Annotated in this window: 22 protein-coding genes and 1 pseudogene; 14 read left to right on the top strand and 9 right to left on the bottom strand. The window is 71.4% G+C overall.

Translation table 11 applies throughout. From position 1 onward, the window contains the following. Window positions 1–17 precede the first annotated feature (17 nt). A complete protein-coding gene (locus ACF088_RS33390) occupies window positions 18–1,211 on the bottom strand; it encodes a PP2C family protein-serine/threonine phosphatase (RefSeq protein ID WP_392379627.1) in 1,194 nt (397 codons plus the stop codon). Window positions 1,212–1,529: 318 nt separating this feature from the next. On the opposite strand from ACF088_RS33390, the gene ACF088_RS33385 reads away from it, so the two are divergent. Both ACF088_RS33385 and ACF088_RS33380 read left to right on the top strand, forming a co-directional pair. Beyond that, window positions 1,530–4,109, top strand: a complete 2,580-nt coding sequence (locus tag ACF088_RS33385; RefSeq protein WP_392379626.1) for an ATP-dependent Clp protease ATP-binding subunit — start codon at window positions 1,530–1,532, stop codon at window positions 4,107–4,109. Further along, window positions 4,087–4,584 (top strand): DUF6328 family protein, encoded by a 498-nt coding sequence (locus tag ACF088_RS33380; protein WP_392379625.1) that lies wholly within the window; start codon window positions 4,087–4,089, stop codon window positions 4,582–4,584. Before ACF088_RS33385 ends, ACF088_RS33380 begins: the two co-directional genes overlap by 23 nt. A gap of 169 nt (window positions 4,585–4,753) precedes the next feature. On the opposite strand, the gene ACF088_RS33375 is transcribed toward ACF088_RS33380, so the two are convergent. After that, window positions 4,754–5,782 (bottom strand): hypothetical protein, encoded by a 1,029-nt coding sequence (locus ACF088_RS33375; protein WP_392379624.1) that lies wholly within the window; start codon window positions 5,780–5,782, stop codon window positions 4,754–4,756. A gap of 388 nt (window positions 5,783–6,170) precedes the next feature. On the opposite strand from ACF088_RS33375, the gene ACF088_RS33370 reads away from it, so the two are divergent. Together ACF088_RS33370 and ACF088_RS33365 are read left to right on the top strand one after the other, a co-directional pair. Next, on the top strand, window positions 6,171–6,362 hold the full coding sequence (locus tag ACF088_RS33370) for a DUF6381 family protein (RefSeq protein WP_350249301.1): 192 nt from the start codon (window positions 6,171–6,173) through the stop codon (window positions 6,360–6,362). 179 nt (window positions 6,363–6,541) lie between these two features. Next, a complete protein-coding gene (locus ACF088_RS33365) occupies window positions 6,542–7,438 on the top strand; it encodes a DNA/RNA non-specific endonuclease (protein ID WP_392379623.1) in 897 nt (298 codons plus the stop codon). An 88-nt stretch (window positions 7,439–7,526) separates the two neighbouring features. On the opposite strand, the gene ACF088_RS33360 is transcribed toward ACF088_RS33365, so the two are convergent. The 3 genes from ACF088_RS33360 to ACF088_RS33350 all read right to left on the bottom strand — a co-directional run bounded on the left by ACF088_RS33360 (window position 7,527) and on the right by ACF088_RS33350 (window position 10,301). After that, complete coding sequence (locus ACF088_RS33360; RefSeq protein ID WP_392379622.1) at window positions 7,527–8,552, bottom strand: ABC transporter substrate-binding protein; 1,026 nt, start codon at window positions 8,550–8,552, stop codon at window positions 7,527–7,529. Window positions 8,553–8,623: 71 nt separating this feature from the next. Continuing rightward, complete coding sequence (locus ACF088_RS33355) at window positions 8,624–9,496, bottom strand: ABC transporter permease (RefSeq protein WP_392379621.1); 873 nt, start codon at window positions 9,494–9,496, stop codon at window positions 8,624–8,626. Continuing rightward, on the bottom strand, window positions 9,486–10,301 hold the full coding sequence (locus ACF088_RS33350) for an ABC transporter ATP-binding protein (protein WP_392379620.1): 816 nt from the start codon (window positions 10,299–10,301) through the stop codon (window positions 9,486–9,488). Before ACF088_RS33350 ends, ACF088_RS33355 begins: the two co-directional genes overlap by 11 nt. A 229-nt stretch (window positions 10,302–10,530) precedes the next feature. On the opposite strand from ACF088_RS33350, the gene ACF088_RS33345 reads away from it, so the two are divergent. After that, window positions 10,531–12,207, top strand: coding sequence for an ATP-binding protein (locus ACF088_RS33345; RefSeq protein ID WP_392379619.1), 1,677 nt, complete (start codon window positions 10,531–10,533; stop codon window positions 12,205–12,207). Between the two features lie 131 nt (window positions 12,208–12,338). After that, on the top strand, window positions 12,339–13,031 hold the full coding sequence (locus ACF088_RS33340) for a response regulator (RefSeq protein ID WP_392379618.1): 693 nt from the start codon (window positions 12,339–12,341) through the stop codon (window positions 13,029–13,031). A 71-nt stretch (window positions 13,032–13,102) separates the two neighbouring features. Here ACF088_RS33340 and ACF088_RS33335 read toward each other — a convergent pair whose 3' ends face one another. After that, window positions 13,103–13,918, bottom strand: a complete 816-nt coding sequence (locus tag ACF088_RS33335; protein WP_392379617.1) for a helix-turn-helix transcriptional regulator — start codon at window positions 13,916–13,918, stop codon at window positions 13,103–13,105. Window positions 13,919–13,989: 71 nt separating this feature from the next. On the opposite strand from ACF088_RS33335, the gene ACF088_RS33330 reads away from it, so the two are divergent. Continuing rightward, the gene (locus tag ACF088_RS33330; protein ID WP_392379616.1) at window positions 13,990–14,703 is read left to right on the top strand and encodes an SDR family oxidoreductase; all 714 of its coding nucleotides are present in this window, start codon (window positions 13,990–13,992) and stop codon (window positions 14,701–14,703) included. A 21-nt stretch (window positions 14,704–14,724) separates the two neighbouring features. Here ACF088_RS33330 and ACF088_RS33325 read toward each other — a convergent pair. Continuing rightward, window positions 14,725–14,835: pseudogene (locus ACF088_RS33325) on the bottom strand (IS5/IS1182 family transposase); the annotation flags it as partial. A gap of 51 nt (window positions 14,836–14,886) precedes the next feature. Here ACF088_RS33325 and ACF088_RS33320 point away from each other — a divergent pair. The 5 genes from ACF088_RS33320 (at window position 14,887) to aspA (ending at window position 20,479) form a co-directional block, all read left to right on the top strand. After that, the gene (locus ACF088_RS33320) at window positions 14,887–15,492 is read left to right on the top strand and encodes a GNAT family N-acetyltransferase (protein WP_392379615.1); all 606 of its coding nucleotides are present in this window, start codon (window positions 14,887–14,889) and stop codon (window positions 15,490–15,492) included. A 96-nt stretch (window positions 15,493–15,588) separates the two neighbouring features. After that, the gene (locus ACF088_RS33315; RefSeq protein ID WP_392379614.1) at window positions 15,589–16,326 is read left to right on the top strand and encodes a FadR/GntR family transcriptional regulator; all 738 of its coding nucleotides are present in this window, start codon (window positions 15,589–15,591) and stop codon (window positions 16,324–16,326) included. Next, complete coding sequence (locus tag ACF088_RS33310; RefSeq protein ID WP_392379613.1) at window positions 16,323–17,960, top strand: amino acid permease; 1,638 nt, start codon at window positions 16,323–16,325, stop codon at window positions 17,958–17,960. The genes ACF088_RS33315 and ACF088_RS33310 overlap by 4 nt, the downstream gene beginning before the upstream one ends. A gap of 2 nt (window positions 17,961–17,962) precedes the next feature. After that, complete coding sequence (locus ACF088_RS33305; RefSeq protein WP_392379612.1) at window positions 17,963–18,994, top strand: asparaginase; 1,032 nt, start codon at window positions 17,963–17,965, stop codon at window positions 18,992–18,994. 63 nt (window positions 18,995–19,057) lie between these two features. Further along, a complete protein-coding gene (aspA, locus tag ACF088_RS33300) occupies window positions 19,058–20,479 on the top strand; it encodes an aspartate ammonia-lyase (RefSeq protein WP_392379611.1) in 1,422 nt (473 codons plus the stop codon). 209 nt (window positions 20,480–20,688) lie between these two features. Here the strand turns inward: aspA and ACF088_RS33295 are convergent, their stop codons facing one another. After that, window positions 20,689–21,381: a DUF2848 domain-containing protein gene (locus tag ACF088_RS33295; protein ID WP_392379610.1), complete on the bottom strand. Its 693-nt coding sequence runs from the start codon at window positions 21,379–21,381 to the stop codon at window positions 20,689–20,691. Window positions 21,382–21,506: 125 nt separating this feature from the next. Here ACF088_RS33295 and ACF088_RS33290 point away from each other — a divergent pair, with 125 nt between their 5' ends. Further along, entirely contained in the window at window positions 21,507–22,895 is a 1,389-nt protein-coding gene (locus ACF088_RS33290) for an MFS transporter (RefSeq protein ID WP_392379609.1), read from the top strand. Window positions 22,896–22,975: 80 nt separating this feature from the next. After that, window positions 22,976–23,770 (top strand): carbon-nitrogen hydrolase family protein, encoded by a 795-nt coding sequence (locus ACF088_RS33285; RefSeq protein ID WP_392379608.1) that lies wholly within the window; start codon window positions 22,976–22,978, stop codon window positions 23,768–23,770. A 16-nt stretch (window positions 23,771–23,786) separates the two neighbouring features. Here the strand turns inward: ACF088_RS33285 and ACF088_RS33280 are convergent, their stop codons facing one another. Beyond that, the gene (locus ACF088_RS33280; RefSeq protein ID WP_392379607.1) at window positions 23,787–24,413 is read right to left on the bottom strand and encodes a GntR family transcriptional regulator; all 627 of its coding nucleotides are present in this window, start codon (window positions 24,411–24,413) and stop codon (window positions 23,787–23,789) included. Window positions 24,414–24,564: the final 151 nt, after the last annotated feature.

The following is a 24,564-nucleotide window of genomic DNA, read 5'->3' as shown; positions in this document are numbered from 1 at the left end:
GACCGGCGGACACCGGCTCACCGCGTACCGCGCGGCTGCCACTCCAGGAGCAGGATCGTGGCGTCGTCGCTCAGCCTGCCGTGCCGGCTCGCCAGAATGACGTGGATCAGCTGACGGAGCGCTTCCGGGGCGAGCTCGCCGACCGCGGTGGCCCGGATGATCGAGTCGGTGAATCCCGCCAGACCGAAGCGGCCGCCACCGGCCGTGCGGGCCTCGGTCACACCATCGGTGTACAGCAGCACCCGGTCCCCCGGCTCCAGGGCCTCCCGGTGGACCGTGCGCGGGGCGTCGGTGAGCGTGGCGGGCATGCCCATCGGAGGTTCGCTCGGGCGTTCCAGCGCCTTGTGGACCTGGTGGTCGCGGATCAGCAGGGGCGGCGGATGGCCGCAGTTGCACCAGGTCAGCACCCCGCTGGTGAGATCCAGCCGGGCGGCGATGCCGGTGCAGTACTGCTCGGGCAGCCACTCGGCGAGCACCGCGTCCACGGTCTTGACGAGTTCCGGCAGGGCGGCGCCCATCCGGCGCGCGCTGCGGCAGCCGGCCATCGCGATCGACGTGGTCAGCCCCGAGGCGAGGTTGTGCCCCATCGCGTCGAGGATCACCGCATGCAGCGTCGACTCGGTCAGCGCATGGTCGAAGGCGTCGCCGCCCAGTCCGTAGGCCGGTTCCAGGACGCCGGTGGACACCGCCCGTGCGCTGCCGACGGTGCGCGGGGGCAGCAGGGAGCGCACCAGCTCGGCGGGCAGCGTCATGGTGTCCGTGCGCATCGTGCGTACCCATTGGTCGCTGACGCCGCGCTGGGAGGTGATCGCCATGGACAGGACCGCCACCAGGGTGCGGCAGCGGCGCAGCAGGGCGCCGTCCAGCGCGTCGACGTGCACCCCCACCACGCCCAGCCGGTCCGCGCCGTTGACCAGCGGCAGCCAGGCGATGAGGGGGCCGGCGGGGCTCTCCTCGACGCGGAGCGACAGCGTGCGATAGGTCCAACCGGCCGGCGACTCGTCCACCAGGAGCGGTTCCCCGCCGGCGAGGGGCGTCAGCTGCCGCTGCTGGAGGTCCACGAGGCAGACGGTCACCCGGCGCAGACCGATCCGGACGGCGTAGCGGTCGACCAGGGCGAGGAAGTGGGAGGTGGGCGCGGTGGAGACGGCGGTCAGGAACTCCTGCAGCAGGTGCTCACCGTCACCGGCCGGACCACTCTCCACGGCCATCCGCGCGTCCCTCCGAGCACCGTGCATCGTCATGAGCACTGCGAGCCAAGTGTGTTCCGGGGGCCTGCGCCATCCGGAAGCGCCATACAGCCCAACGGCGGCGCTCGCGCGCGAAGCGGCGCCGGACGCGGGTGGCCGGCTCCGGTCCGCCCGGGTGCGGATGGAGTTGCGGGCCCTGATCCTGAAGCAGTGGAGCCGTGTGTGACGTGCGGCGTCGCCGCCCCCGGGCAACGGCCGGGCAAGAGCACGCAGCAACAGCACAAGGAACCCGACAAGGCAGCATGTCGCGGTACCGCCGTGGCAGCGGAACGGACACGCATGGGCAATGGATTCATGGGTCCGGAGGGCTACGGCCCGGACTCGTTCGGTGACTTCCTCGCGCGCTTCTTCGGTGCCGCGCCGTCCACGAGCGGTGAGCCGGGGCAGCCCGCGCCGCGGCAGGCGGACATCGCGCGCATGATGAGCGGTCCCGCCCGGGATCTGGTGACCTCCGCCGCCGCTTACGCCGCCGAGCACGGCAGTCCGGAACTCGGCACCGAGCACCTCCTGCGGGCCGCCCTCGCCGCCGAACCGACCCGCAGCCTGCTGCAACAGGCGGGGACGGACCCCGACGCGCTGGCGGCCGAGATCGACAGCAGCGCGGGTTCCGGGCCGAAGCAGTCCAGCGTCGCCGTGACCCCTGCGGTCAAGCGGGCTCTGCTGGGCGCGCACGATCTGGCGCGGGACAACGGCGCCTCGTACATCGGCCCGGAACATGTCCTGGACGCGCTGGCGGCCAACATGGACTCGGCGGCGGGGCGCATTCTGAACCTCGCCCACTTCGATCCGCAGGCCGCCCCGCAGAGCGGCCACGGGGCCACGCACGCGGGCCCCGAGCACGGCACCCCGCCGAAGCACGACACACCGACCCTGGACAAGTACAGCCGCGATCTGACCGACCTGGCCCGGGCGGGCCGGATCGACCCGGTCATCGGCCGCGAGGAGCAGATCGAGCAGACCATCGAGGTGCTCTCCCGCCGAGGGAAGAACAACCCGGTCCTGGTCGGCGACGCGGGGGTGGGAAAGACAGCGATCGTCGAGGGCCTGGCCCAGCGTCTCGCCGACGGCGACGTCCCCGAGAACCTGTCGGACCGGCGCGTCGTCGCACTGGATCTGACGTCCGTGCTCGCCGGCACCCGCTACCGCGGTGACTTCGAGGAGCGGATGAACGCCATCATCGAGGAGGTCCGCACGCACCCCGACTCGCTGATCGTCTTCATCGACGAGCTGCACACGGTCGTCGGCGCCGGCGGGGGCAGCGGGGACGGCGGTTCCCTGGAAGCGAGCAATATGCTCAAGCCCGCCCTGGCCCGCGGCGAAATGCATGTCATCGGCGCCACCACGCTGGAGGAGTACCGGCGGAACATCGAGAAGGACGCCGCCCTCGCCCGCCGCTTCCAGCCCATCCTCGTGCCCGAGCCGGATGTCGCCGACACGGTGGAGATCCTGCGCGGGCTGCAGGACCGCTACGAGGCGCATCACCAGGTCCGCTACACGAACGAGGCACTGCTCGCGGCGGTCGAGCTCTCGGACCGCTATATCGCCCACCGCTTCCTGCCCGACAAGGCGATCGACCTGCTCGACCAGGCGGGCGCCCGGGTCCGGCTCCGCTCGGGTGCGAAGGCCACCGACGTCCGCGATCTGGAACGCGAGCGGGAGCAGTTGGTGCGGGACAAGGACCAGGCGGTCGCCGCGGAGCAGTACGAACGGGCCACCGAGCTGCGTGACCGGGTCGCCGCCCTCACCGCACGGATCGAGGCCGGCCGGGGCGAGCCGCCGACCGACCGCCGGATCGTGCAGGTCACCGCCGAGGACATCGCCGAGATCGTGTCGCGGCAGACCGGAGTGCCCGTGAGCAGTCTGACCCAGGAGGAGAAGGAACTGCTGCTCGGCCTGGAGGAACGGCTGCACACCCGGGTGATCGGCCAGGACGACGCGGTCACGGCCGTCTCCGAGGCGATCCTGCGGTCCCGGGCCGGTCTCGCCGACCCCGACCGCCCGATCGGCAGCTTTCTCTTCCTCGGTCCGACGGGCGTGGGCAAGACCGAACTGGCCCGCGCGCTCGCCGAGGCGCTGTTCGGCAGCGAGGAGCGGATGGTGCGCCTGGACATGAGCGAGTACCAGGAGCGGCACACGGTCAGCCGGCTGGTCGGTGCTCCCCCGGGATACGTCGGCCACGAGGACGCGGGCCAGCTGACCGAGGCGGTGCGCCACCACCCGTACGCGCTGCTGCTGCTCGACGAGGTCGAAAAGGCGCACCCCGATGTCTTCAACATCCTGCTGCAGGTCCTCGACGACGGGCATCTGACCGACTCCCAGGGCCGACGGGTCGACTTCAAGAACACGGTCATCGTGATGACGAGCAACCTCGGCTCCGAGGCGCTCAGCGGCGGTCGCGGAGTGCTCGGCTTCGGCCCGGACGCCACGGGGGCGGAGGCGGGCGACGGCGCGCGGGAACGGGCGCTGGGATCCCTGCGCGAACACTTCCGCCCGGAATTCCTCAACCGGCTCGACGAGATCATCGTCTTCCGCCGGCTCACCGACGACCAGCTGCGTGAGATCACCGGGCTGCTGCTCGACGGAACCACCCGCAGGCTGCGTGCCCAGGACATCTCCGTCGAGTTCACACCCGGTGCCGTGGACTGGCTCACCCACCGCGGCCACCAGCCCGAATACGGCGCCAGGCCACTGCGGCGCACCATCCAGCGCGAGGTCGACAATGCGCTCTCGCGGCTGTTGCTGGACGGCGCGCTGTCGGAGGGCGGCGCCGTGCGCGTGGAGGTGAAGGACAGCGAGCTGGTGTTCCGCACCGACGAGCAGCAGCAGGGAGGTCCGGGTGGCGGCGCTGGGCCCGCGTGACACCTCCCAGGGGCGCCATGAGTCGCCGGAAGAGCGGGCCGACCGGCGGTGGAACGAACTCCTTCAGGAGGTGCGGGTCATCCAGACCGGTGTGCAGATCCTCTTCGCTTTCCTGCTCACCGTCGTCTTCACCCCGCGCTTCGCCACGCTCGGGCCGACCGACAAGGTCATCTACGTGGTGACGGTCCTGCTGGGGGCGGCCACGACCGGCGCGCTGATCGGTACGGTGACCTTTCACCGGCTGGTCACCGGGCACCGGCTGAAGCCGGAGACGGTCCTGTGGGCCTCACGCCTGGCCCTGCTGGGCATCGTCCTGCTGCTGGGGACGGTCACTTCCGCGCTGCTGCTGATCCTGCGCATCGCCCTGCACAACTCCGCCGTCCCCTGGCTCGTCACCGGGCTGGTCGCCTGGTTCGTGGTCTGCTGGTTCGCGCTGCCCGGCTGGCTCCTGCACCGCTATTCGTCCAAGGACTGAACCGGTAGCGGTCCACGGACCGGACATGGCACCCGCAACGGGGCACCCGCCGGCCGGCTGCGGCGAAGGAGGGAAGGCGCCCGCCCCGGGCAGTCCGGCGCCCGGGGAACCGCCGGTCCGCCGCCACCCGAAGCGCCCGCGCCCTTGGCGGCCGTTGCGCCGTCGCCCGTCAGGCGCGCGCGGCGGCCGGGCCTACCCGGCGCGGGCGGTAGAGCAGCGCCGCGCCCGCGAGTCCGGCGCTGACGACTGCCAGCCCCACGGCCATCAGCTCGGGCCACATGCCCGCCTCTCCCAGGCCACTGCCCAGGGGAGACAGGACACCGGCCCGGGACAGCGCATGCAGGGCGATGATGATCATGGCCGCGGCGGCGCTCACCGTCCAGACCAGGGCGGTGTCGCGCATCGCCAGCCAGCCGGCCAGCAGCAGGTACACGACGGCGATGGCCATCGAGAGCCCGGCGGCCGCCTGGGCACCCTGGAGGTGCGACGAGTGCACCGGCAGATGGCTCAGACCGCACAGCGCCAGGGCCGCGGCCGCGGGCCAGCGCAGTACGGACCGCAGCACGCCGGGGACCGCGTAGCCGGGCTGCGGAGCCGCCTCGGCCGGCGAGGCCCACGCCGGGCCGCCCTGCCGCATGGGGTCGGCGGGCTGCCGGGACCAGGGGGCGTGCTGGGGCGGCCGGCCCATCGCGGACTCACGCTGTGCGGTGGACAGCGGCTGCCCGTTGCGGTCCAGGGGGCGGACATCGGGGTCGAGCACGTGCATGGACGCGGTGGGTTCGGGTTCACCGTGTCCGCCGTGTCCGCCGTGTCCGCCGTGGCCGCCGTGGCCACCGAGGTCACCGGGGCCGGGCGGGAAGGGATCGGCCATGCCGTGGAGACCGGCGTTGCCGCTCTTCGTACGGTCGAACAGCTCGATCAGCTGCGCCACCTCCTCGACGGATCGGTCGACGGCCACCGCGCGCAGCGCTTCCTGGCTCGACTCCGCAGTGTGCGGGGTGGCCCGCAGCATGTCGAAGAGCGCGGCGACCTCGCTCACCGGCCGGGAAACCACCGCCATCCGCAGGGCTTCATCGCCGGGGTTGGGAACGTCGCCGCTGCGCTTGAGCAGTTCCACCAGGGCGGCGACTTCCTCCAAGGGCCGATGGGTGACTGCCTCCCACAGAAGGGTGTGGGACGAGTTGTGCTCAGGGGGCATGGGCGGAAAGTGCTCGCCGAGTCCTGTCGATGACAGTTCGGCGTCGCCCCCACAAAGTGCTGGTTCGGATGTCATGGAGGGACTCCACTGAACGAGGGGAGCGTCAAACACCAGAAGCGCTGACACTCGGCGGACGTTGAGAGTGCTGTGCTTCAGCCAACGTCCCTTCGGTGTGCCCCCGCCATTCAGGAAGGCCATCCGGTGGAGACACGCCGGTATGCCCGGGCGTGCCGCGCCCGGCGGTCGCGTACCGGAAGCGCCCGTTTCCCTCCGGTGACCACGGCCGGATACGCCCCACCACGAGACGTGACCTTTCGACGTGCCAAGGCCCGCCGAGCCTGATTCGCTGGTAGGTGCAGCTCTCCCTCACACCGGTCAAGGACAGATCATGAGCGCAACAGGAGAATCACACGGACGCATCCAGCAGATGCGCGACAAGGCCCAGGAATTGCAGGCGGCCGCGGAACGCACCGGCGACCCGGAGGAGCAAAAGCGACTCAAGGAGAAGGCCCGCAGGCTCCTGTCCCAGAGTGAGCAGGAAAGCGGTATGGCCAGCGGGGACATCTACCCCGCCGAGTAGGACATCGACGTCCGAGGCAGCGCTGTTCTGCGTAAGGTCGCACTGTTCTGCGTAAGGTCGCACTGTCCCGCGGGCGCGCCGTCCTGCGGGCGGGGCGGTGCGCCGATGCGCCCGGCTGTTCGAGTGGCTTCGCGGCGGGCGCCGATCAGTGGTCCGTGCCACCGGGAAGCGGTGACCGCATGATTCCCTCCAGGTCCCCACGGGCCGCCGGGGCCGCTGCCGGGACGGTGTCCGGGCAGTCCATGACCGGCCGTGCGGGCTATGACGAGCACTTCCTCGGGGTGTCGGTACCGCTGCCGATGCCCAGCAGCCCCGCCGTGGAGACGGTGGTGCTGCCCTACACCCACTTCACCGTGGTGCTGCGACCGGACCGGCGGATGGCGGCTGCCACCGCGGTCTGTATCGACGGTGAGCGGCTGCGGGAGCAGGTGCCGCGCGAGAGCGGCTGGCAGTTCGATCCGCGGCTGGCCAGGGACCGGCAGACCGGCGAAGAGGTGTACCGGAACAACTCCCTGGACAAGGGGCAGCTGGTGCGCCGGCTCGATCCCGTGTGGGGCGAGGCCGCGGAGGCCTACCAGGCGGACGCGGACACCTTTCACTACACGAACGCCGCCCCGCAGGCGGATGTGTGCAATCGGAGCCGACAGGTCTGGCAGGGGCTGGAGAACCATCTGCTCGACCACGCCGCCCGATCCGGCCGCAAGCTGGCCGTCCTCACCGGGCCCGTACTGCACGACTCGGACCCGCCGTACCGGGGCGTCCAAGTACCGCTGCGCTTCTGGAAAGTGGCGGCGTTCCTCCGGGACGGCTCGCTGGCGGCGACGGCGTACGTCCTCGACCAGAGCCCGGATCTGGTCTGGGACGCCGAGCGGGCCCTGGCCGGCGCGACGCCCGGGGCGCCGCCGCCCCTCGGCGCCTTCCGGACCTTCCAGGTGCCGGTGACGGATGTCGTCGAGCTCACCGCGCTGAACCTGGGCCCGCTTCCTGCCGCCGATCTGATGCCCGTCGTACGCGCCCCGGAGGACCGCTGGAAGCGGCTCGCCTCGCACGACGACATCGTGCTGCAGCGCCGCTGAGGGGCCGGAGCCGCGCGCCGCGCGCCGCGCGCCCTGGGGGCTTCCCTTCCTTTCCTTCGCGGCAATCCGTGGGCGGGACGGCCCCCGCCTATTTGACGAATTCCGTGGTGTAGGTCTTCTTCAGGTCCACCGTGGCGTTCTTGAGGTTGGGGTTGAAGGCCTTGAGGACGCGTTCGACGGTGGCGGGGCCGTCGGCCGGCATCACCCCGTCCTTGGTGAACATCGGCAGGGTGTCCTTGATCGACCGGGCGTACAGTTCCTTGCCGCCCTGGGCGTAATCGGACGGCATCTTCGCGGCGATCTGTTCGGGGGTGTGCGTGGACATCCACCTGAGGGTCTTCACGAAGGCGCGGGCCAGCTTCTGCACGGTCTCCTTGTGGCTGTTCACCCAGTCGGTGTTCATGTAGAGGCTGGACGAGGGGTAGGGGCCGCCGAGCGCCTTCTTCGAACCCTCGGGGGTGCGCATGTCGATGAGAACCTTGCCGAGCTTCTTGTCCAGGATCTGCGCGACCGTGGGGTCCGTCGTCATCCCGCCCTGGATCGAGCCCTGTTGCAGGGCCGAGATGAAGGTCTGGCCGGCACCGACCGCCACCGGGGTGAACTCGTTGGTCTGCACCCCGTTCTTCACCGCGAGGTACTTGGTCAGGAAGTCGGTGGAGGAGCCGAGGCCGGTGACACCGAGCTTCTTGCCCTGGAAGTCCTTGGCCGAGGTGAGGTCGCCGGCCGCCTTGCCGGAGACGACTTCCACCTCGCCGGGGGCGTGCGCGAGCTGGACCACCGATTCCACCTGCTTGCCCTTGACCTGCAGATCGAGGGTGTGGTCGTAGAAGCCGACGACGCCCTGTACGTCGCCGGAGACCAGCGAGGTGGTGGCCTGCACACCGGCCGGTTCGGTCAGCAGTGTGACGTGGACGCCTTCGTCCTCGAAGTAGCCGAGCTGCTGGGTGAGTCTCGCGGGCAGATAGATGACCTTGTCGAGGCCGCCCACCATGATCTTGATCTTGCCGTTCTCGTCGTCGGAGCCGGCGGCCGAGGAGCCGCCGCAGGCGGTGAGGGTGGTCAGGGCGAGGGCGGCGGCGGCCACGGCGGCCGAGATCTTCCGTGCGGTGGGCATGGTCACGTCCTTGTGAGATGGAAGGGGTGGAAGGCGAAAGAGGGAAGAGCAAAGGGGCCTGCGAGACGGGATCAGCGGCCGTCGCCGGCGTCGCCCGGCTTCCAGCGGAAGAGCCGCCTTTCGAGGAAGGCCAGCAGCCCCTCGGCGAGCAGGGCGACGACGGCGAGGATCACCATCGCGGCGTACACGCCCGCCGCGTTGAAGGTGCCCTGGGACGCCGAGACCAGCAGGCCGAGCCCCTTGGTCGCCCCGATGTACTCGCCGACGATCGCACCGATCAGCGCGAAGCCGAAGCTGACATGCAGGCTGGTGAAGATCCACGAGGTGGCGGAGGGGATCACCACCTGCAGGGTGACCTGGCGGTTGCTCGCGCCCAGGATCCGGGAGTTGGCGACCAGGTTGCGGTCGACCTCCCGAGCGCCCTGGAAGGCGTTGAAGAAGACCGGGAAGAAGACGAGGACGACGGCGGAGGCGACCTTGGAGGCCGGTCCCAGACCGAACCAGATGAGGAAGATGGGGGCCAGCACGATGCGTGGGAGTGCGTTGAGCACCTTGATGTACGGGCCGAGCACATCGGCCAGGAAGCGGACCCGGCCGAGCGCGATCCCCAGCACCACACCCCCGATGACGCCGATCACCCAGCCGAGGAGCGCTTCGTAGAGCGTGTACCAGATCTGTTCCCACAGCGAGCCCTGCGGGGTGCCGTGCAGCGCCCACTGGCTCATCTGGTCCCAGATCCTGGAGGGCATCGAGAAGTTGAACGGGTCGATGACGGCAGCGCGGGCCAGCCACTCCCACAGTCCGATCAGCGCGACCAGCAGCAACACCCGGGTGCCGTGGACCAGGAGCTTGTGGTGGCGCGCGGCCCGGGCCCTGGCCTGCGAGCGGTCCGTACGGCCCGCTCCGGCCGGGGAGGTGACCGGAAGCGCGGTCTCAGGCGACATCCGCGGCACCCCTCTCGCGGGTGATGCGGACCTCTTCGCCGAGCGAGGACCAGATCTCCCGGTAGATCTCGATGAACCGCGGCTCCAGCCGGACCGACTCGACCTTGCGGGGGCGCGGCAGATCGATCTCGAAGACCTCCTTGACGGTGGCCGGGCCCGCGGTCATGACCACCACCTTGTCGGCGAGGGCGATGGATTCCTCCAGATCGTGGGTGACGAAGACGACGGAGGCGCCGGTCCCCGACCACAGCTCCAGCAGTTCGTCCGACATCAGCGCCCGGGTCTGCACATCGAGGGCGGAGAACGGCTCGTCCATGAGCAGGAGTTCGGGGTCGTTGACGAAGGTCGCGGCGAGGGCGACACGTTTGCGCTGCCCGCCGGAGAGCTGGTGCGGATAGCGGTCCTCGAAGGCGGCCAGCCCGACCCGGGCCAGCCATTCCCGTGCCCGGTGCCTGGCCTCGGCCTTCGGTACTCCGCGGAACCGGGGTCCGGCCATCACATTCGACAGCACGGTGCGCCAGGGGAAGACCGCGTCCTGCTGGAAGACGAACCCGATCTTGTCCCCGATGCCGCGGACCGGCTCACCGGCGACCAGTACGTCACCTTCCGTGGGCTCCTCCAGGCCGCTGACCAGGGTCAGGGTGGTGGACTTACCGCACCCGGTGGGGCCGACGACCGCGACGAACTCACCGCGTTCGACGACCAGATCCAGATCCCGGACGGCCGTGTGCAGCGCCCCCGAGGGAGTCCGGAATGCCTTGCTCGTACCCCGCAGTTCGATAGCGGGGCTCGTGTGGCTGTTCATGGATCGGGAGGCTAGGAGTGATCCGGGCCACAGCGGCAGCCTTGTGGGCGCAAGCCACCTTTCTGCGCGCAAACCCTGTTGTGCTCATTTTGCTCACGCTAGAACGGCTAAGTCGTCACCAGGGGGTGTGCGGGCACTCACGCACGGCTTACGGTGCGGGCATTGCGAGATGAAAAAGGAAGATTCGGGTTCCGCAAGAGTGCGGAGGGCCGGAGACAAGGGAGACCCCATGCGGATCCGCTGGCCCCGACGGGTCTTTGCGCAGGTGCTGACCGCGCAAGTCACCCTGACCACCGGCGTCATGGTGCTCGCCACCGGTCTGTTCCTCGCCCCGCTCAGCTCCGAGCTGGACGACCAGGCGATGCGCCGGGCGCTGTCCATCGCCCAGACCGCCGCCGCCGACCCGGACCTCGCCCGGGAGCTGGTCAGCACCGGACCGGCGGTGCACGGGCCGGTGCAGGCCGAAGCGGAGCGGATCCGGACCGCGACGGGAGCGCTGTACGTCGTCGTGATGGACACCCGCGGAGTGCGCTGGTCGCACACCCACACCGACGAGATCGGCCGGCATGTCTCCACCGACCCGAGCCGGACCCTCGCCGGGCGGCAGGTGCGGCAGATCGACACCGGGACGCTGGGGCGGTCGGCCCGCGCCAAGGTGCCGCTGCGCGACGGCCGCGGCCGGATCGTCGGTGCGGTGTCGGTCGGTATCGCCTACGACAGTGTCCGGGGGCGGCTGTTCGGCACCATCCCCGGGCTGCTGCGATACGCGGGTGCGGCGCTGGCCGTCGGGGTGCTGGCCGCGGTCGCGCTCTCCCGGAGGCTGCGGCGCCGTACCCACGGTGTGGCGTTCGCCGATATCTCCGCGCTGCTCGACGAGCGGGAGGCGATGCTGCACGGCATCCGCGAGGGGGTCGTCGCCTTCGACCGGCGCGGCCGCATCCGGCTGGTCAACGACGAGGCCGCACGGCTGCTGGGCCTGGACACGCGGGCCGCAGGCCGGGCGCTGGACGAGGTGCTGCCCCCGGGACGGACGACGGATGTGCTGGCCGGGCGGGTGGACGGCACGGATCTACTGGCCGTCAGCGGCGGACGGGTGCTGGTCGCCAACCGGATGCCGACCCAGGACGGCGGGGCGGTGGTGACCCTGCGGGACCGCACCGAGCTGGAGCTGCTCGGCCGCGAACTGGACGGCACCCAGGGGCTGCTGGACGCCTTGCGGGCCCAGGACCACGAGCACGCCAATCAACTGCACACCCTGCGCGGGCTGCTGGAGCTGGGCCGGCACGAAAAGGCGGTGGAGTTCGTCAGCGAAGTGGCCAGTGCGCAGCGGGCCACCGCGGAACAGATCGCGGAGCGGGTGCCCGATCCGCTGCTGTCCGCACTGCTCGTCGGCAAGGCCGCCGTCGCTGCCGAACGCGGGGTGTCGCTGCGGGTGTCCCCCGCGACCCTGCTGCCCGATGCGGTGGTCGACCCGCGCGACCTGGTGACCGTGCTGGGCAATCTCATCGACAATGCGCTGGACGCCACCGGGGAGCGCCGCCGCGACGAGCCGTTCGTCGAGGTCGAGCTGCGGGCCGAGCACACCACCGCCGTGCTGCGGGTCTCGGACACGGGACCGGGGGTGCCGCCCGAGCTCCGGGAGCGGATCTTCGCCGAGGGCTGGTCCACCAAGGCCGCCCCGCCCGCCCCCGGAGCCCGGTCGTCCGCGAGCCCGGTGGCCTTCCATCGCGGCCGGGGCATCGGCCTGGCGCTGGTGCGCCGGCTCGCCGAGCGCTACGGCGGGATGGCCCGGGTGACCGCCCGCGCGGGCGGCGGTGCGGTCTTCACCGTCGTCCTCCCCGAGGCGCTCGCGCGGCACGACGACGCGCCCGGACGCCGGCTCACCGCCGCGGGAGAACCTCGGTGAAGCGGAAGAGTCACGGCGAAGGGAGTCCACGGTGAAGGGAGAACCACGGTGACCGGAGTGCCACGACGGCCGGCGCGCCGCGATGGAGCGGGGCCACCGGAGCGAAGACCCCTGCCGAGCGGAGCATCACAATGATCGACGTCCTGGTCGTGGACGATGACTTCCACGTCGCCGAGATCAATGCCGCGTATGTGTCCCAGGTATCCGGCTTCCGGGTCACCGGCCGTGCCCACACCGCCGCACAGGCACTGGCCGCTCTGGAGCGCACCCCTGCCGACCTGGTACTGCTCGACCACTATCTGCCCGACGAAACCGGCCTGGCGCTGATGCGCCGACTGCGGCAGCTCGGCCACCGCACCGACGTGATCATGGTGACGGCGGCCCGCGATGTCGCCACGGTCCAGGACGCGATGCGCTGTGGTGCGCTGCAATACCTCGTCAAGCCGTTCGGCTTCTCCGGGCTGCGCGCCAAGCTGGAGGGCTATGCGACGCTGCGCCGCACCGTGGAGGGGGTGGGGGGACGCGGCGAGGCGGGTCAGGAGCAGGTGGACCGGATCTTCGGCGCCTTCCGGACCACCGACTCCCCGCACACCGAACTCCCCAAAGGCCACTCGGCGGCGACCGTCGACCTGATCCGCCGGGTCCTGGAGGCGGCCGGGCATGCGCTGTCCGCCCACGAGGTCGCCGAACGCGCCGGCGTCAGCCGCTCCACGGCCCAGCGCTACCTCAAACACCTCGAACGCAGCGGCCACATCACCCTCACCCTGAAATACGGCGACACCGGACGCCCCGAACACCGCTACCAGTGGGCACGGACCCACTGACCGGAGCCGTGTCCGAACGTGTAGGTGCGACGCTCTGCGACCGCTGGAGAGACCGGTGCGCCTCCTTCGTTTCAGGTCGTCTGCCCGGCCAGCCCGCGCAGGGTCCGTGCGGCAGGTGATCCGGGGTCGGCCGTTATCAGGACGACCTCCTGGTCATCCTCGGGCACGAGCAGGACATCGCAGTTCAACCGCAGCGCACCGGCCTCCGGATGGTCCACGGTCTTGGTGCGGTGCCCGGGGGCGTGGACCGGACGCGCCTGCCAGATCTGCCGGAACTCCGCACTGCCGGCATGCAGTTCGGCCAGCAGGGCGGCCAGTTGCGGGTCATGCGGGTAGCGGTCCGCGGCCCGGCGCAGCCGCGCCACCACGATGTGCCCGAATTCCTCGGCGCCGGAGCGCTCGCCCATCCGCTCCCGGCCCAGGAAGCGGCGTCGGGCCAGGTTCGTCGTCCCGCCTCCGAGGTCGGCGCGGAGCAGTGCCCGGGCCAGGGGGTTCCAGGCGATGACGTCGTACGCCGCGTCAGCGACGAGGGCACCGGTCTCCGGCAGCCGCTCCAGCATCCGGGCCACGTGCGGGCGCACCCGCCGCACGGCGCTGATGCCGGGCGGCGCACTCGAACCCGCCAGGCGGAACAGGTGGCTGCGCTCGGCCGGCGTGAGCCGCAGTGCGCGGGACAGCGCGTCCAGGATCCGGGCCGATGGCCGCGGCCCCCGGGCCTGCTCCAGCCGCGTGTAGTAGTCGACCGACATGTGCGCGAGCTCCGCCACCTCTTCGCGGCGCAGACCCGGTGTGCGGCGGGCGGTGCCCGTCGCCGCCAGGCCGAACTCGTGCGGACGCCGGGCAGCCCGGCGATCCCGCAGGTAGTGGGCCAGCTCCTGCCGCGCCATGCCGTCTCCTCCCACTGCCTGGTACAAGCTGTCCCTGGCAGGGCACCCACGACCGGGGAAGGGTGGTTGCCATGAACGAACGCACAGCTCTGGTCACCGGGGCCGACAAGGGCATCGGCCAGCATATCGCCCGGCTGCTCGCCGCCGAGGGCCTCACCGTGTACGTGGGCTCCCGCGACCCCGGGCGCGGACAGCGGGCCGTCGAGGAGATCGGCGCCGGGGCCCGCCTGCTGGTCCTCGACGTGACAGATCCCGGCGGCATCGCACAGGCCGCGGCTCAGGTGGACCGCCTGGACGTGCTGGTCAACAACGCCGGCATCGCACCGTCACTCGCCCCGCCGGCCGACACCGGCGTCGAGGAGTACCGGCGCACGTACGAAACCAACGTGTTCGGGGTGGTGGCGGTGACCCATGCCTTCCTGCCCACCCTGCGCCGGTCCCCGCGCCCGCGCATCGTCAACATCTCCAGTGGCACCGCGTCGCTGACCTGGAGCACCACCCCCAACCCCCAGTTCACTCCGGGAAGCGGCGGCGCCGCCTACCGGTCGTCCAAGGCCGCCCTCAACGCCCTCACCGTCCTCTACGCCCAGACGCTGGCCGAAGACGGCTTCAAGGTCAACGCGCTCGCCCCCGGCCTGCGGGCCACCGATCTCAACCCCCGGGCCGCCGCTGCCGGAGGCGACCCGGCCGAGGCCGCGCAGGGCGCCCTCCGCCTGGCCCTGCTGCCGGATGACGGCCCCACCGGTGGCTTCTTCTCCTGGAACGGAACGCCCGTGCCCTGGTGATCGGCCATGGGCGACGTCGGGGACGGTCGCGCGGCCTTCGTAGCAGCGAGCGAGGCGCTGGAAGGCGTTCTGCCACGCATGGGCGCCCTCGACGTGCCGGCGCTGCGTGGCCTGTACCGGGGCGTTGGCCCCTCAGGCGAACCCCGAAACTGCCTACCTGCGCGGCCGCTTAGGCTGCCGATCATGAATGCTCCGATGCCCGACGGGACAAGCCCCGAGCCCGACCTCTTCGACGCGATACGGCTGTCCGCCGATCCGGAGCTGGCGGCGGGCTTCGCCGCGGCGGCGCACCGGGTCCTGGCGGACCTGGTCCGCGGCGGCGCCCCGCTCGGCTGGACCGACCCGCCCCCGGCGGACGAGGTGGCGGAACTCGTCGGCCGGGTGCTGCACGCCGCACGGGCCGGGGACGGGGCGCTGCGTGCGGCGTACTCCGGCCGCCGGCTGGTCGGGCTGGGGTACTGGCTGCGCTATGCCCGTCCGACCCATCGGCAGCACGCGGACCTGGAGAAGCTCGCGGTGGCGTCCGGGGCGCACGGCCGGGGTGTGGGCCGGTCGCTGACCGCCGCGCTGGTCGGGGACGCCCGGGAGGCCGGGATCGAGGTCCTCACGCTGGACGCGCGGGCCGACAACGCCAGGGCGCTGGGCCTCTACCGGTCGCTCGGCTTTCGCGAATACGGCCGCCTCCCCGACTTCGTCGCCATGGGCGGACGCCGCTACGACAAGGTCTTCTACATGCTGGACTTCCGCGGCAACGGGCGGCCGGGGCAGCAAGCGCCGCACCGGCCGTAGCCGCTTCGTCACGAGGAGGCGCGGGGGCCTCCCCCGGGGGAATCCTCCGGGCCCCACCCCTTGACAGCTCCCCCGGCCGGGTCCGACGATCCGGGGGTGAACCTGTCAGACAGCCAGACAGCTGGCGAGCCGCCCCGCCGGATCAGCGCAATGGAAGCGGTCCTGCACCATCTGCGCGACGCCATCGAGCGGGGTGACTACGCGGTCGGGGACAAGCTCCCCTCGGAGGCGGAGCTCTGCCGTCGGCTGGAAGTGAGCAGACCCGTGCTCCGGGAGGCGCTGCGTGCCCTCCAGACCATGGGGCTGACCGTCTCACGTACCGGCAAGGGCACCTTCGTCGTCTCCGACGGTGCGGTGGCGGACCCCACCTTCGGCGACTACGCGGCCAGCGACCTCCTCGAAGTGCGCCGGCACGTCGAGATTCCGGTGGCCGGTTACGCGGCGCTGCGCCGTACGCCGGAGGATCTCGATCAGCTGAACCGTCTGCTGGAGCGGATGGAGCAGGAGACCGACACCACCGCATGGGTGGCGATGGACTCCCTCTTCCATCTCGCCGTCGCCCAGGCGGCCCGCAATCCGGTCTTCCGCCGGGTCATCGAGGAGATCCGCGATGCGCTGGCCCGCCAGTCGGCCTTCCTCAATGAGCTCGGCGGGCGGCGCGAGCAGTCGAACCGCGAGCACCGGGCGATCGTCGAAGCGCTTGTCGACAGCAGTGAGCACGACGCGGTGGAAGCCATGGCGCACCACCTCGCACGCGTCGAGACGACGCTGACCACCATCGTGCGGCCACCACACCGTGCGACCCCCTCCACGGAAGACGAGGATCACGCGTGAGCGAGCAATCCCTCCGGCAGGCGGAACGGCAGCAACGACAGGCAGCGGGGCAGGACGGCGCGCAGCGCCCGTCGGGCGGGCATGTGGACGCCGGTGACGCCGGGTACCAGAAGTCCCTCACGTCCCGGCACATCAACATGATCGCGATCGGCGGGGCCATCGGCACCGGGCTCTTTCTCGGTGCGGGCGGCCGGCTCGCCGGGGCCGGGCCGTCGCTGGCGGTGGCATACGCGGTCTGCGGTCTGTTCGCCTTCCTGGTGGTGCGCGCGCTGGGTGAGCTGGTGCTGCACCGGCCGTCCTCGGGTGCGTTCGTGTCGTACGCCCGCGAATTCCTCGGTGAGAAGGGGGCGTTCGTCGCAGGCTGGATGTACTTCCTGAACTGGGCGACCACCGGAATCGCCGACATCACGGCGGTGGCGACCTACACGCACTACTGGGGCATGTTCTCCGAGGTCCCGCAGTGGGTGATCGCGCTGATCGCGCTCGCGGTCGTGCTGACCGTGAACCTCATCTCCGTGAAGATATTCGGCGAGCTGGAATTCTGGTTCTCGATCGTCAAGGTCGGTGCGCTGGTCGTCTTCATGCTGATCGGCATCTTCCTGCTCGTCACCCGGCATCCGGTCGGCGGCCACACCCCCGGCCCCTCGATGATCGCCGACCACGGCGGGCTCTTTCCGACCGGGACCCTGGCGATGCTGCTGGTCATCCAGGGTGTGGTGTTCGCCTATGCGTCGGTCGAGCTGGTCGGTGTGACGGCGGGCGAGACCGCGGAGCCGGCGAAGGTCATGCCGAAGGCGATCAACTCCATCATGTGGCGGGTGGCACTGTTCTACGTCGGCTCGGTGGTGCTGCTGGCGATGCTGCTGCCCTGGAACTCGTACTCGGCCGCCGAGAGCCCCTTCGTCACCGTGCTGTCCCGTGTCGGGATACCGGCCGCGGGCGGCGTGATGAACCTCGTCGTGCTCACCGCCGCGATGTCCAGCCTCAACTCCGGCCTCTACTCCACCGGGCGCATTCTGCGCTCGATGGCGATGTCCGGCTCCGCGCCCCGCTTCACCGGGGTGATGAGCCGCAGCCAGGTCCCCTACGGCGGCATTCTGCTCACCTCGGGGATCTGCGTCCTGGGCGTGGGCCTCAACTACGTCGTGCCGAGCGAGGCGTTCGAGATCGTGCTGAACTTCGCGGCGATCGGCATCCTCAGCACCTGGGCCATGATCATGCTCTGTCATCTGCTCTTCTGGCGGAAGGCCCGGGCCGGGCTGCTCGTCCGCCCCGGCTACCGCCTCCCCGGCTCGCCCTGGACCGAGAGCGTGACGCTGGCCTTCCTGGCCTTCGTCCTGGTGCTGATGTGGGCCGACGGCGGAGCCGGCCGTACCACGGTGCTGGCCCTGCCCGTGATCGTGGCCTTGCTGGTCGGCGGCTGGTTCCTGGTACGGGGCCGGGTCGGCGCCCTCCGGGACGCGGCGGCGGGCGAGAGCGGCGGACCGGCGGCCACCGGCGGCCCCGGCTTCGCGGCCGGCCCCGGCAGCCCGGCACCCACCCCGCACACCGAAGACAGCCACGGCACCACCAGCGCCGACAGCGCCGACAGCGCCGACAGCGGCACCAACAGCACGGAAAGCACCGAGAACTGATCATGAGTCAGAGCAGCACGACCCTGCCGCCGCACCGCGCTCCGGGCGAACCGCCCGCGGTCCGCGAACCGGCCCATGTGCCCGTCGCCCATGTGGTGCGCGCAGGGCTCGTCGAGGGCGTCCACCACGGCTCGGTCGTGGTGCTGGCGGCCGACGGAAGCGTGGCATTCCAGGCGGGCGACATCGAGGCCGCGTTCTATCCGCGCTCGGCGCTCAAGCCGGTCCAAGCGGTCGGCCTGCTGCGCGCGGGCCTGCCGCCGCTCGACGACGAGGCGCTGGCTCTGGTCGCGGCCAGTCACTCCGGCGAGGAACGGCATCTGGCCACCGCCCGGCGCCTCCTCGCCGTCGCCGGACTGGCCGAGGACCAGCTGCGCAATGTCCCCGATCTGCCGTACGACCCCGCCGTACGGGACGAGTGGATCCGCCGCGGCCTCGGGCCCACCCGCCTCGCCCAGAACTGCTCGGGCAAGCACGCGGCCATGCTGCTGACCGCCCGCACCCGGGGCTGGCGGCTGGACGACTACCTCGACCCGGGGCATCCGTTGCAGCAGGAGCTCGCCGCGACCGTGGCGGACCTCACCGGCCAGGGCATCGCCCACGTCACCGTCGACGGCTGCGGCGCCCCGCTGTTCTCCGTGTCCCTGCACGGTCTGACCCGGGCCGCCGCCCGGCTGGCAACGGCCGCCCCCGGCACCGACGAGGGCAGGGTCGCCCACGCCATGCGCGAGCACCCGACGATGGTCTCCGGCAGCGGCCGGGACGTTGCCCGCCTGGTGCGGGCGGTGCCCGGTCTGCTCGCCAAGGACGGCTTCGAGGGGGTCCAGATCGCGGCGCTGCCGGACGGGCGGGCGGTCGGCGTGAAAATAGCCGACGGCGCCGACCGCGCCCGGATGCCGGTGACGGCCGCGGCCCTGGCGCACTGCGGAATCGACCCCGGCGTTCTCGCCCCCTTCGCCACCACACCCGTCATCGGCGGTGGCGCACCGGTCGGCACGCTGCGGGCGACGGAGGCGCTGACCTCACACGGCGCCTGACGCTGCGCCATTTCCTCCGCCGGGCCCCTCCCCTCCCCCACCTCACAAAGGACCACCTGCACCATGACTGCCGCCGGCCACCGCCGCGAACACGATCTGCTCGGCGACCGCGAGATACCCGCCGACGCGTACTGGGGCGTGCACACCCTGCGCGCCACGGAGAACTTCCCCATCACCGGTACGCCGATCGCCACCTACCCGCACCTGATCAATGCGCTCGCCGCCGTCAAGGAGGCCGCGGCCCGCGCCAACGAGGATCTCGGACTGCTCGACCCCGAGCGGGCCGACGCGATCGCCGCCGCCTGCCGGGAGATCCGGACCGACGGGCAGCTGCACGACCAGTTCATCGTCGATGTCATCCAGGGCGGTGCCGGCACCTCGACGAACATGAACGCCAACGAGGTGATCGCCAACCGGGCGCTGGAGATCCTGGGCCACGACAAGGGCGACTACGGCCGTCTGCACCCCAACGAGCACGTCAACCTCAGCCAGTCGACGAACGACGTCTACCCGACGGCCGTCAATGTCGCCACGATCATCGCCGTGCGGGAACTGCTCGATGCGATGACCGTGCTCCGCGAGGCCTTCGCGGCCAAGGCCGAGGAGTTCCGCGACATCCTCAAGATGGGGCGCACCCAGCTCCAGGACGCGGTCCCGATGACCCTGGGCCAGGAGTTCTCGGCGTACGCGGTGATGCTGGAGGAGGACCAGAGCCGGCTGGCGGAGGCCGTCCTGCTCGTCCACGAGATCAACCTCGGCGCCACGGCCATCGGCACCGGCCTCAACGCCCCCAAGGGCTACGCCGAAGCGGCCCGCGAACACCTGGCCGCCCTCACCGGCCTGCCCCTGGTCACCGCCGCCAACCTCGTCGAGGCCACCCAGGACTGCGGGGCGTTCGTCCATCTGTCGGGTGTCCTCAAGCGCGTCGCCGTCAAGCTCTCCAAGAGCTGCAACGATCTGCGGCTGCTCTCCTCGGGACCGCGGGCGGGCCTGGCGGAGATCAATCTGCCGCCGGTACAGGCCGGTTCGAGCATCATGCCCGGCAAGGTCAACCCCGTGATCCCCGAGGTCGTCAACCAGGTCGCCTTCGAGGTCATCGGCAACGACGTCACCATCACCATGGCCGCCGAGGCGGGCCAGCTCCAGCTCAATGCCTTCGAGCCGGTGATCCTGCACTCCCTCTCGGAGAGCATCACCCACCTGGGGGCCGCCTGCCGCACCCTCGCCGAGCGCTGCGTCACGGGCATCACCGCCAACACCGAGACGCTGCGCGCAAGCGTGGAGAACTCCATCGGGCTGGTCACCGCCCTCAACCCGCACATCGGCTACACCGCGGCCACCGCGATCGCCAAGGAGGCCCTCGCCACCGGGCGCGGCGTCGCCGAACTCGTCCTGGAGCAGGGGCTGCTGCCGGCCGACCGGCTCGCCGCTCTGCTGCGCCCGGAGGAAATCGCCGGCACGGGCAGGGAGGCGGCCGGCGTCTGAGCCCTCACCGGACAAGCGGCAGCCGCGGGATCCGCTCAACGTACGGGCCGGGCAGGCACCCCCACCGGGAGGGCGCCTGCCCGGCCCGCCGTCTTGGGCGGCTGCGGTACGCGGCGGCGGGTCAGCCGATCGGCTCCGGTGCGCGCCGGCGGGTCGGCAGGTCGGCAGGTCGGCAGGTCGGCCCAGCAACTCCGGTGCACGGCCGCGGGTCAGCCGATCGGCTCCGGCATCGGGACGACGTCGTAGGCGAGGGTGATGACGTTCCCGGTGGCCGGGTCGGCGAGTTCGACGCGCCAGCGGGCCGCGAACTGGTCGACGCCCGCACGCATCGGGAGGGTTCCCGATATCAGGACCGTGCCGGGCCGCAGGTCGCCGCGCTCGCGCAGAACCTCGGTCCAGTAGCCGGGAGTCAGCAGCTCGCCCGCCGTTCCGTCCTGGAGGAGAACCTCCTCGCCACCGCCGACGGGGGTCACCCACGCACGCAGGGTCAGGGTGTCGAGGCGGTCGGCGACCTCGGCCAGGCGCCATGCCGTCCGGGCGAGCACATCGGGTCCGGCGTTCTTGCTCCAGGCCACGCCGTGTGCCTCCAGTGCGCGGTCGGTGTGGTCGCAGGCCGCGGTGAGCAGCAGATCTCCGGTCTCGTCCACGACGAGGGCCCACTCCGCCTCGCCCGAGGTGCGGGCGTGCTGCACCGGGACCTCGGCGGTCTGCTGGCCCAGGTAGGGCGCGACCGGGTAGAGGGCGGGGACGGTGGACGGCGCGGGCACGCCGAGTTCGGCCAGTTCCGCGACATGGGCGGCCACATCGGCTTGGCTGCGGCCGGCGTATCCGGCGTTGAGCAGCCTCGACACCTCGACCCTGCGCTGCGTGCCGTCAGGGAGCTCGAAGGTCAGAGCGGCCATGGTTCCTCCAGGTCACAGTGGGTTGCGGGGAAGTAAATTCGCCCCCCGGAAGGGTTGCGCATACGCCTTGTATACAGCAAGTATGCCCTGGAGTGCAGCAACCGACTCCGAGGTGGCCCTGACCCATGGACAACGCAGAACACCCCGGGGCGCAGTTCCGCAAGGCGCCCCGTCCCGACCGTGGCGCGCTGGTGCGCGCCTTTGTCGCCAGCCTCACCGGCACCTCGCTGGAGTGGTACGACTTCGCGGTCTACTCGGCCGCCTCGGCGCTGGTCTTCGGCCAGCTCTTCTTCCCGTCGGCCGACCCGCTGACCGGCACCCTGCTGGCGTTCTCCACCTATGCCGTCGGCTATGTCTCACGGCCGCTCGGCGGGTTCCTCTTCGGCCGGCTCGGGGATGTCATCGGGCGCAAGAAGGTGCTGGTGGCGACGCTGGTACTGATCGGTACCGCGACACTGCTGATCGGACTGCTGCCCACCCAGGCCACCATCGGCCCGGCCGCGCCGGCCGCGCTGGTGCTGCTGCGCTTCGCCCAGGGCGTCGGCGTCGGCGGCGAGTGGGGCGGCGCCGTGCCGCTGACCAGCGAGTACGGGGATGCCCGCAGGCGCGGATTCTGGGCCTCGGCGGCACAGATCGGCCCGCCCGCGGGCAATCTGATGGCCAACGGCGTTCTGGCAGCCCTCGGCTCGCTCCTGACCGAGCAGCAGTTCCTGGCCTGGGGCTGGCGGATCGCCTTCCTGCTCTCCGGCGTCCTGGTGGTCTTCGGGCTGTGGATCCGGGTGCGCCTGGAGGAGACCCCGGTCTTCCGGGCCATGGAGGCGAGCGGCGACCGGCCCGAGGCGCCGGTCCGCGAGGTGTTCACGACCCAGCCGCGGGCCCTGGTGGCCGCGATCCTCAGCCGGGTCGCGCCGGACGTGCTCTATGCGATGTTCACCGTCTTCGTCCTCACCTACGCCACCGAGCAGCTGGGCCTGCCCCGCGGAAAGGCGCTGGCGGCCGTACTGATCGGCTCGGCGCTGCAGATCGTGCTGATCCCGCTGGCCGGGGCGCTGTCGGACCGCTGGAACCGGCGCCGGATGTATCTCTGTGGCGCGGTGGCCGCAGCGGTGTGGCCGTTTGTGTTCTTCCCGATGGCGGACAGCGGTTCCTGGGGACTGCTGGTGCTGGGCGTCGTGGTGGCGCTGGCGATCCACTCGCTGCTGTACGGGCCGCAGGCCGCGTTCGTCGCCGAGCAGTTCACCCCTCGGCTGCGCTACACCGGGTCGTCGCTGGCGTACACGCTGGCCGGGGTGGTCGGCGGGGCCGTCGCTCCGCTGCTGTTCACCGCGCTGCTGGGCTCCTTCGGCAGTTGGCTGCCGCTGGCGCTGTATCTGGCCGGAACCGCCGTGGTCACCATCGTGGGCGTGCTGCTGGGGCGGGATCCGGCGCACGATGAGGACGAGGAGTACGCCCGCCCGGCGAAGGGCGCCGGCCACGCGCCGGGGAGGATGGTCCGGGAGGCACCCGGCCGCTGAGGTGGTCCGCCCGGCACCGGGCTGCGAAGAGTTCCGCAGAGTTCCGAAGACACCGACGGCACGAGAGAAGAGAGATCTGTATGCGCATCGCGCTGTGCCAGATGACGGCATCGACCGATCCGAAGGAGAACCTCGTCGACGTCCAGGACCAGGTCCGTCGCGCGGCGCGCGAGGAGGCCCGGTTGGTGGTCCTGCCCGAGGCGGCCATGGTGCGGTTCGGGGCGCCGCTGGCGGCGGTGGCCGAGCCGCTGGACGGGCCGTGGGCCGAGGGGGTACGCGCGGTTGCCCGGGAGACGGGGGTGACGGTGGTGGCGGGCATGTTCACCCCCGCACCCGACGGGCGGGTGGCCAACACCCTGCTGGCCACCGGACCCGAGGTCGAGGAGTCCTACGACAAGATCCATCTGTATGACGCGTTCGGCTTCCGGGAGTCCGACACGGTCGCCCCGGGCAACCGGGTGGTGACCATCGATGTCGACGGCGTCCGGGTGGGCCTGGCGACGTGTTACGACCTGCGATTCCCGGAGCTGTTCCAGGCGCATGCGGACGCGGGGGCGACGCTTTCGCTGCTGCCCGCTTCCTGGGCGGCAGGACCGGGCAAGCGCGCGCAGTGGGATCTGCTGGTGCGGGCGCGCGCCCTGGACGCGACGCTCTGGCTCGCCGCCGTCGACCAGGCCGCCCCGGATCCGCAGGCCGATCCGGAGGCCCCCGCCGAAGCGCCGAACGGCGTCGGGCACAGCGCGCTGATCGGCCCCGACGGGACCGTCCGCGCTCAGCTGGGCGGCACGGCCGACCTGCTGGTCGCAGAGGTGGACCCCGAGGAGGCCACCCGCGTGCGGCGGGCCGTGGCGGTGCTGGACAACCGGAAGCTGTAGGGCCCGGCCGCCGGGGTCAGGCGGCCAGGAGGATGCGCTGGGTCGCCTTGATGTGGCTGTCGATGGCCGCACAGGCGGCCGCGGCATCCCCGGCCACCAAGCCGTCGAGGATCTGCCGGTGCTCGGCGAGTACCTCGTCCCGGCGGTTGCCGGAGCGGTAGAGGGCCAGGACGCCGGCCCGGATCTGGCGGCTGCGCAGGGCGTCGTACTGGCGGCTCATCAACGTGTTGCCGACGGCGGCGACGAGAGTGGCGTGAAAGCGGTGGTCGGCGTCGATGAACTCCTTGGTGGTCTCCTCGCCCCGCAGGGTGTCCTGGTGGGCCAGGATGACCGCCATCTCGTCGACGGGTGCGGTCCCGTGGTCCGTCGTACGCTGCGCGGCGAAGCGCTCGATCAGGCCGCGCATCTCCATCAGATCTCTGATCTCGCGGCCGGACAGCGGGGCGATATGCGCGCCGCGCTTGGGCACCAGCCGCACCAGATCCTCGGCGGCGAGCAGCAGCAGGGCCTCGCGGATCGGGGTGCGGGAAACGCCGATCCGGTCCGCGATCTCCTGCTCGGACAGGAACCGGTCCTGCATCTCCGGGTCGGTCAGCACGCTGTCCTTGAGATACGCGTAGGCCTTTTCGCGCCCCGACTGCATCGCCCGCTCTCCCCTGCGCCTGTGGAAATTGCATACAACACGTATGCGCAGGCTACATGGTGCGCGACCGCCACGACGTGCCGTGCTCATCGTTCCTGACGGAACGCCATGCATCCCCGGGCGCGGTCGCTGTCCCGCACCGCAGTGCGGC

This window comes from Streptomyces sp. NPDC015125, assembly GCF_043080045.1.
Lineage (GTDB): Bacteria > Actinomycetota > Actinomycetes > Streptomycetales > Streptomycetaceae > Streptomyces.
This window is presented reverse-complemented; position numbering and strand designations above follow the sequence as displayed.

Excerpts from the sequence above, each read along its gene's own strand:
- ACF088_RS33375 (WP_392379624.1), bottom strand. The coding sequence starts at position 5,782 with ATGCCCCCTGAGCACAACTCGTCCCACACCCTTCTGTGGGAGGCAGTC.
- ACF088_RS33360 (WP_392379622.1), bottom strand. The coding sequence starts at position 8,552 with ATGCCCACCGCACGGAAGATCTCGGCCGCCGTGGCCGCCGCCGCCCTC.
- ACF088_RS33355 (WP_392379621.1), bottom strand. The coding sequence starts at position 9,496 with ATGTCGCCTGAGACCGCGCTTCCGGTCACCTCCCCGGCCGGAGCGGGC.
- ACF088_RS33305 (WP_392379612.1), top strand. The coding sequence starts at position 17,963 with ATGAGTCAGAGCAGCACGACCCTGCCGCCGCACCGCGCTCCGGGCGAA.
- aspA (WP_392379611.1), top strand. The coding sequence starts at position 19,058 with ATGACTGCCGCCGGCCACCGCCGCGAACACGATCTGCTCGGCGACCGC.
- ACF088_RS33280 (WP_392379607.1), bottom strand. The coding sequence starts at position 24,413 with ATGCAGTCGGGGCGCGAAAAGGCCTACGCGTATCTCAAGGACAGCGTG.
- ACF088_RS33335 (WP_392379617.1), bottom strand. The coding sequence starts at position 13,918 with ATGGCGCGGCAGGAGCTGGCCCACTACCTGCGGGATCGCCGGGCTGCC.
- ACF088_RS33330 (WP_392379616.1), top strand. The coding sequence starts at position 13,990 with ATGAACGAACGCACAGCTCTGGTCACCGGGGCCGACAAGGGCATCGGC.
- ACF088_RS33350 (WP_392379620.1), bottom strand. The coding sequence starts at position 10,301 with ATGAACAGCCACACGAGCCCCGCTATCGAACTGCGGGGTACGAGCAAG.
- ACF088_RS33385 (WP_392379626.1), top strand. The coding sequence starts at position 1,530 with ATGGGCAATGGATTCATGGGTCCGGAGGGCTACGGCCCGGACTCGTTC.
- ACF088_RS33365 (WP_392379623.1), top strand. The coding sequence starts at position 6,542 with ATGATTCCCTCCAGGTCCCCACGGGCCGCCGGGGCCGCTGCCGGGACG.
- ACF088_RS33345 (WP_392379619.1), top strand. The coding sequence starts at position 10,531 with ATGCGGATCCGCTGGCCCCGACGGGTCTTTGCGCAGGTGCTGACCGCG.
- ACF088_RS33295 (WP_392379610.1), bottom strand. The coding sequence starts at position 21,381 with ATGGCCGCTCTGACCTTCGAGCTCCCTGACGGCACGCAGCGCAGGGTC.
- ACF088_RS33390 (WP_392379627.1), bottom strand. The coding sequence starts at position 1,211 with ATGGCCGTGGAGAGTGGTCCGGCCGGTGACGGTGAGCACCTGCTGCAG.
- ACF088_RS33370 (WP_350249301.1), top strand. The coding sequence starts at position 6,171 with ATGAGCGCAACAGGAGAATCACACGGACGCATCCAGCAGATGCGCGAC.
- ACF088_RS33285 (WP_392379608.1), top strand. The coding sequence starts at position 22,976 with ATGCGCATCGCGCTGTGCCAGATGACGGCATCGACCGATCCGAAGGAG.
- ACF088_RS33320 (WP_392379615.1), top strand. The coding sequence starts at position 14,887 with ATGAATGCTCCGATGCCCGACGGGACAAGCCCCGAGCCCGACCTCTTC.
- ACF088_RS33340 (WP_392379618.1), top strand. The coding sequence starts at position 12,339 with ATGATCGACGTCCTGGTCGTGGACGATGACTTCCACGTCGCCGAGATC.
- ACF088_RS33290 (WP_392379609.1), top strand. The coding sequence starts at position 21,507 with ATGGACAACGCAGAACACCCCGGGGCGCAGTTCCGCAAGGCGCCCCGT.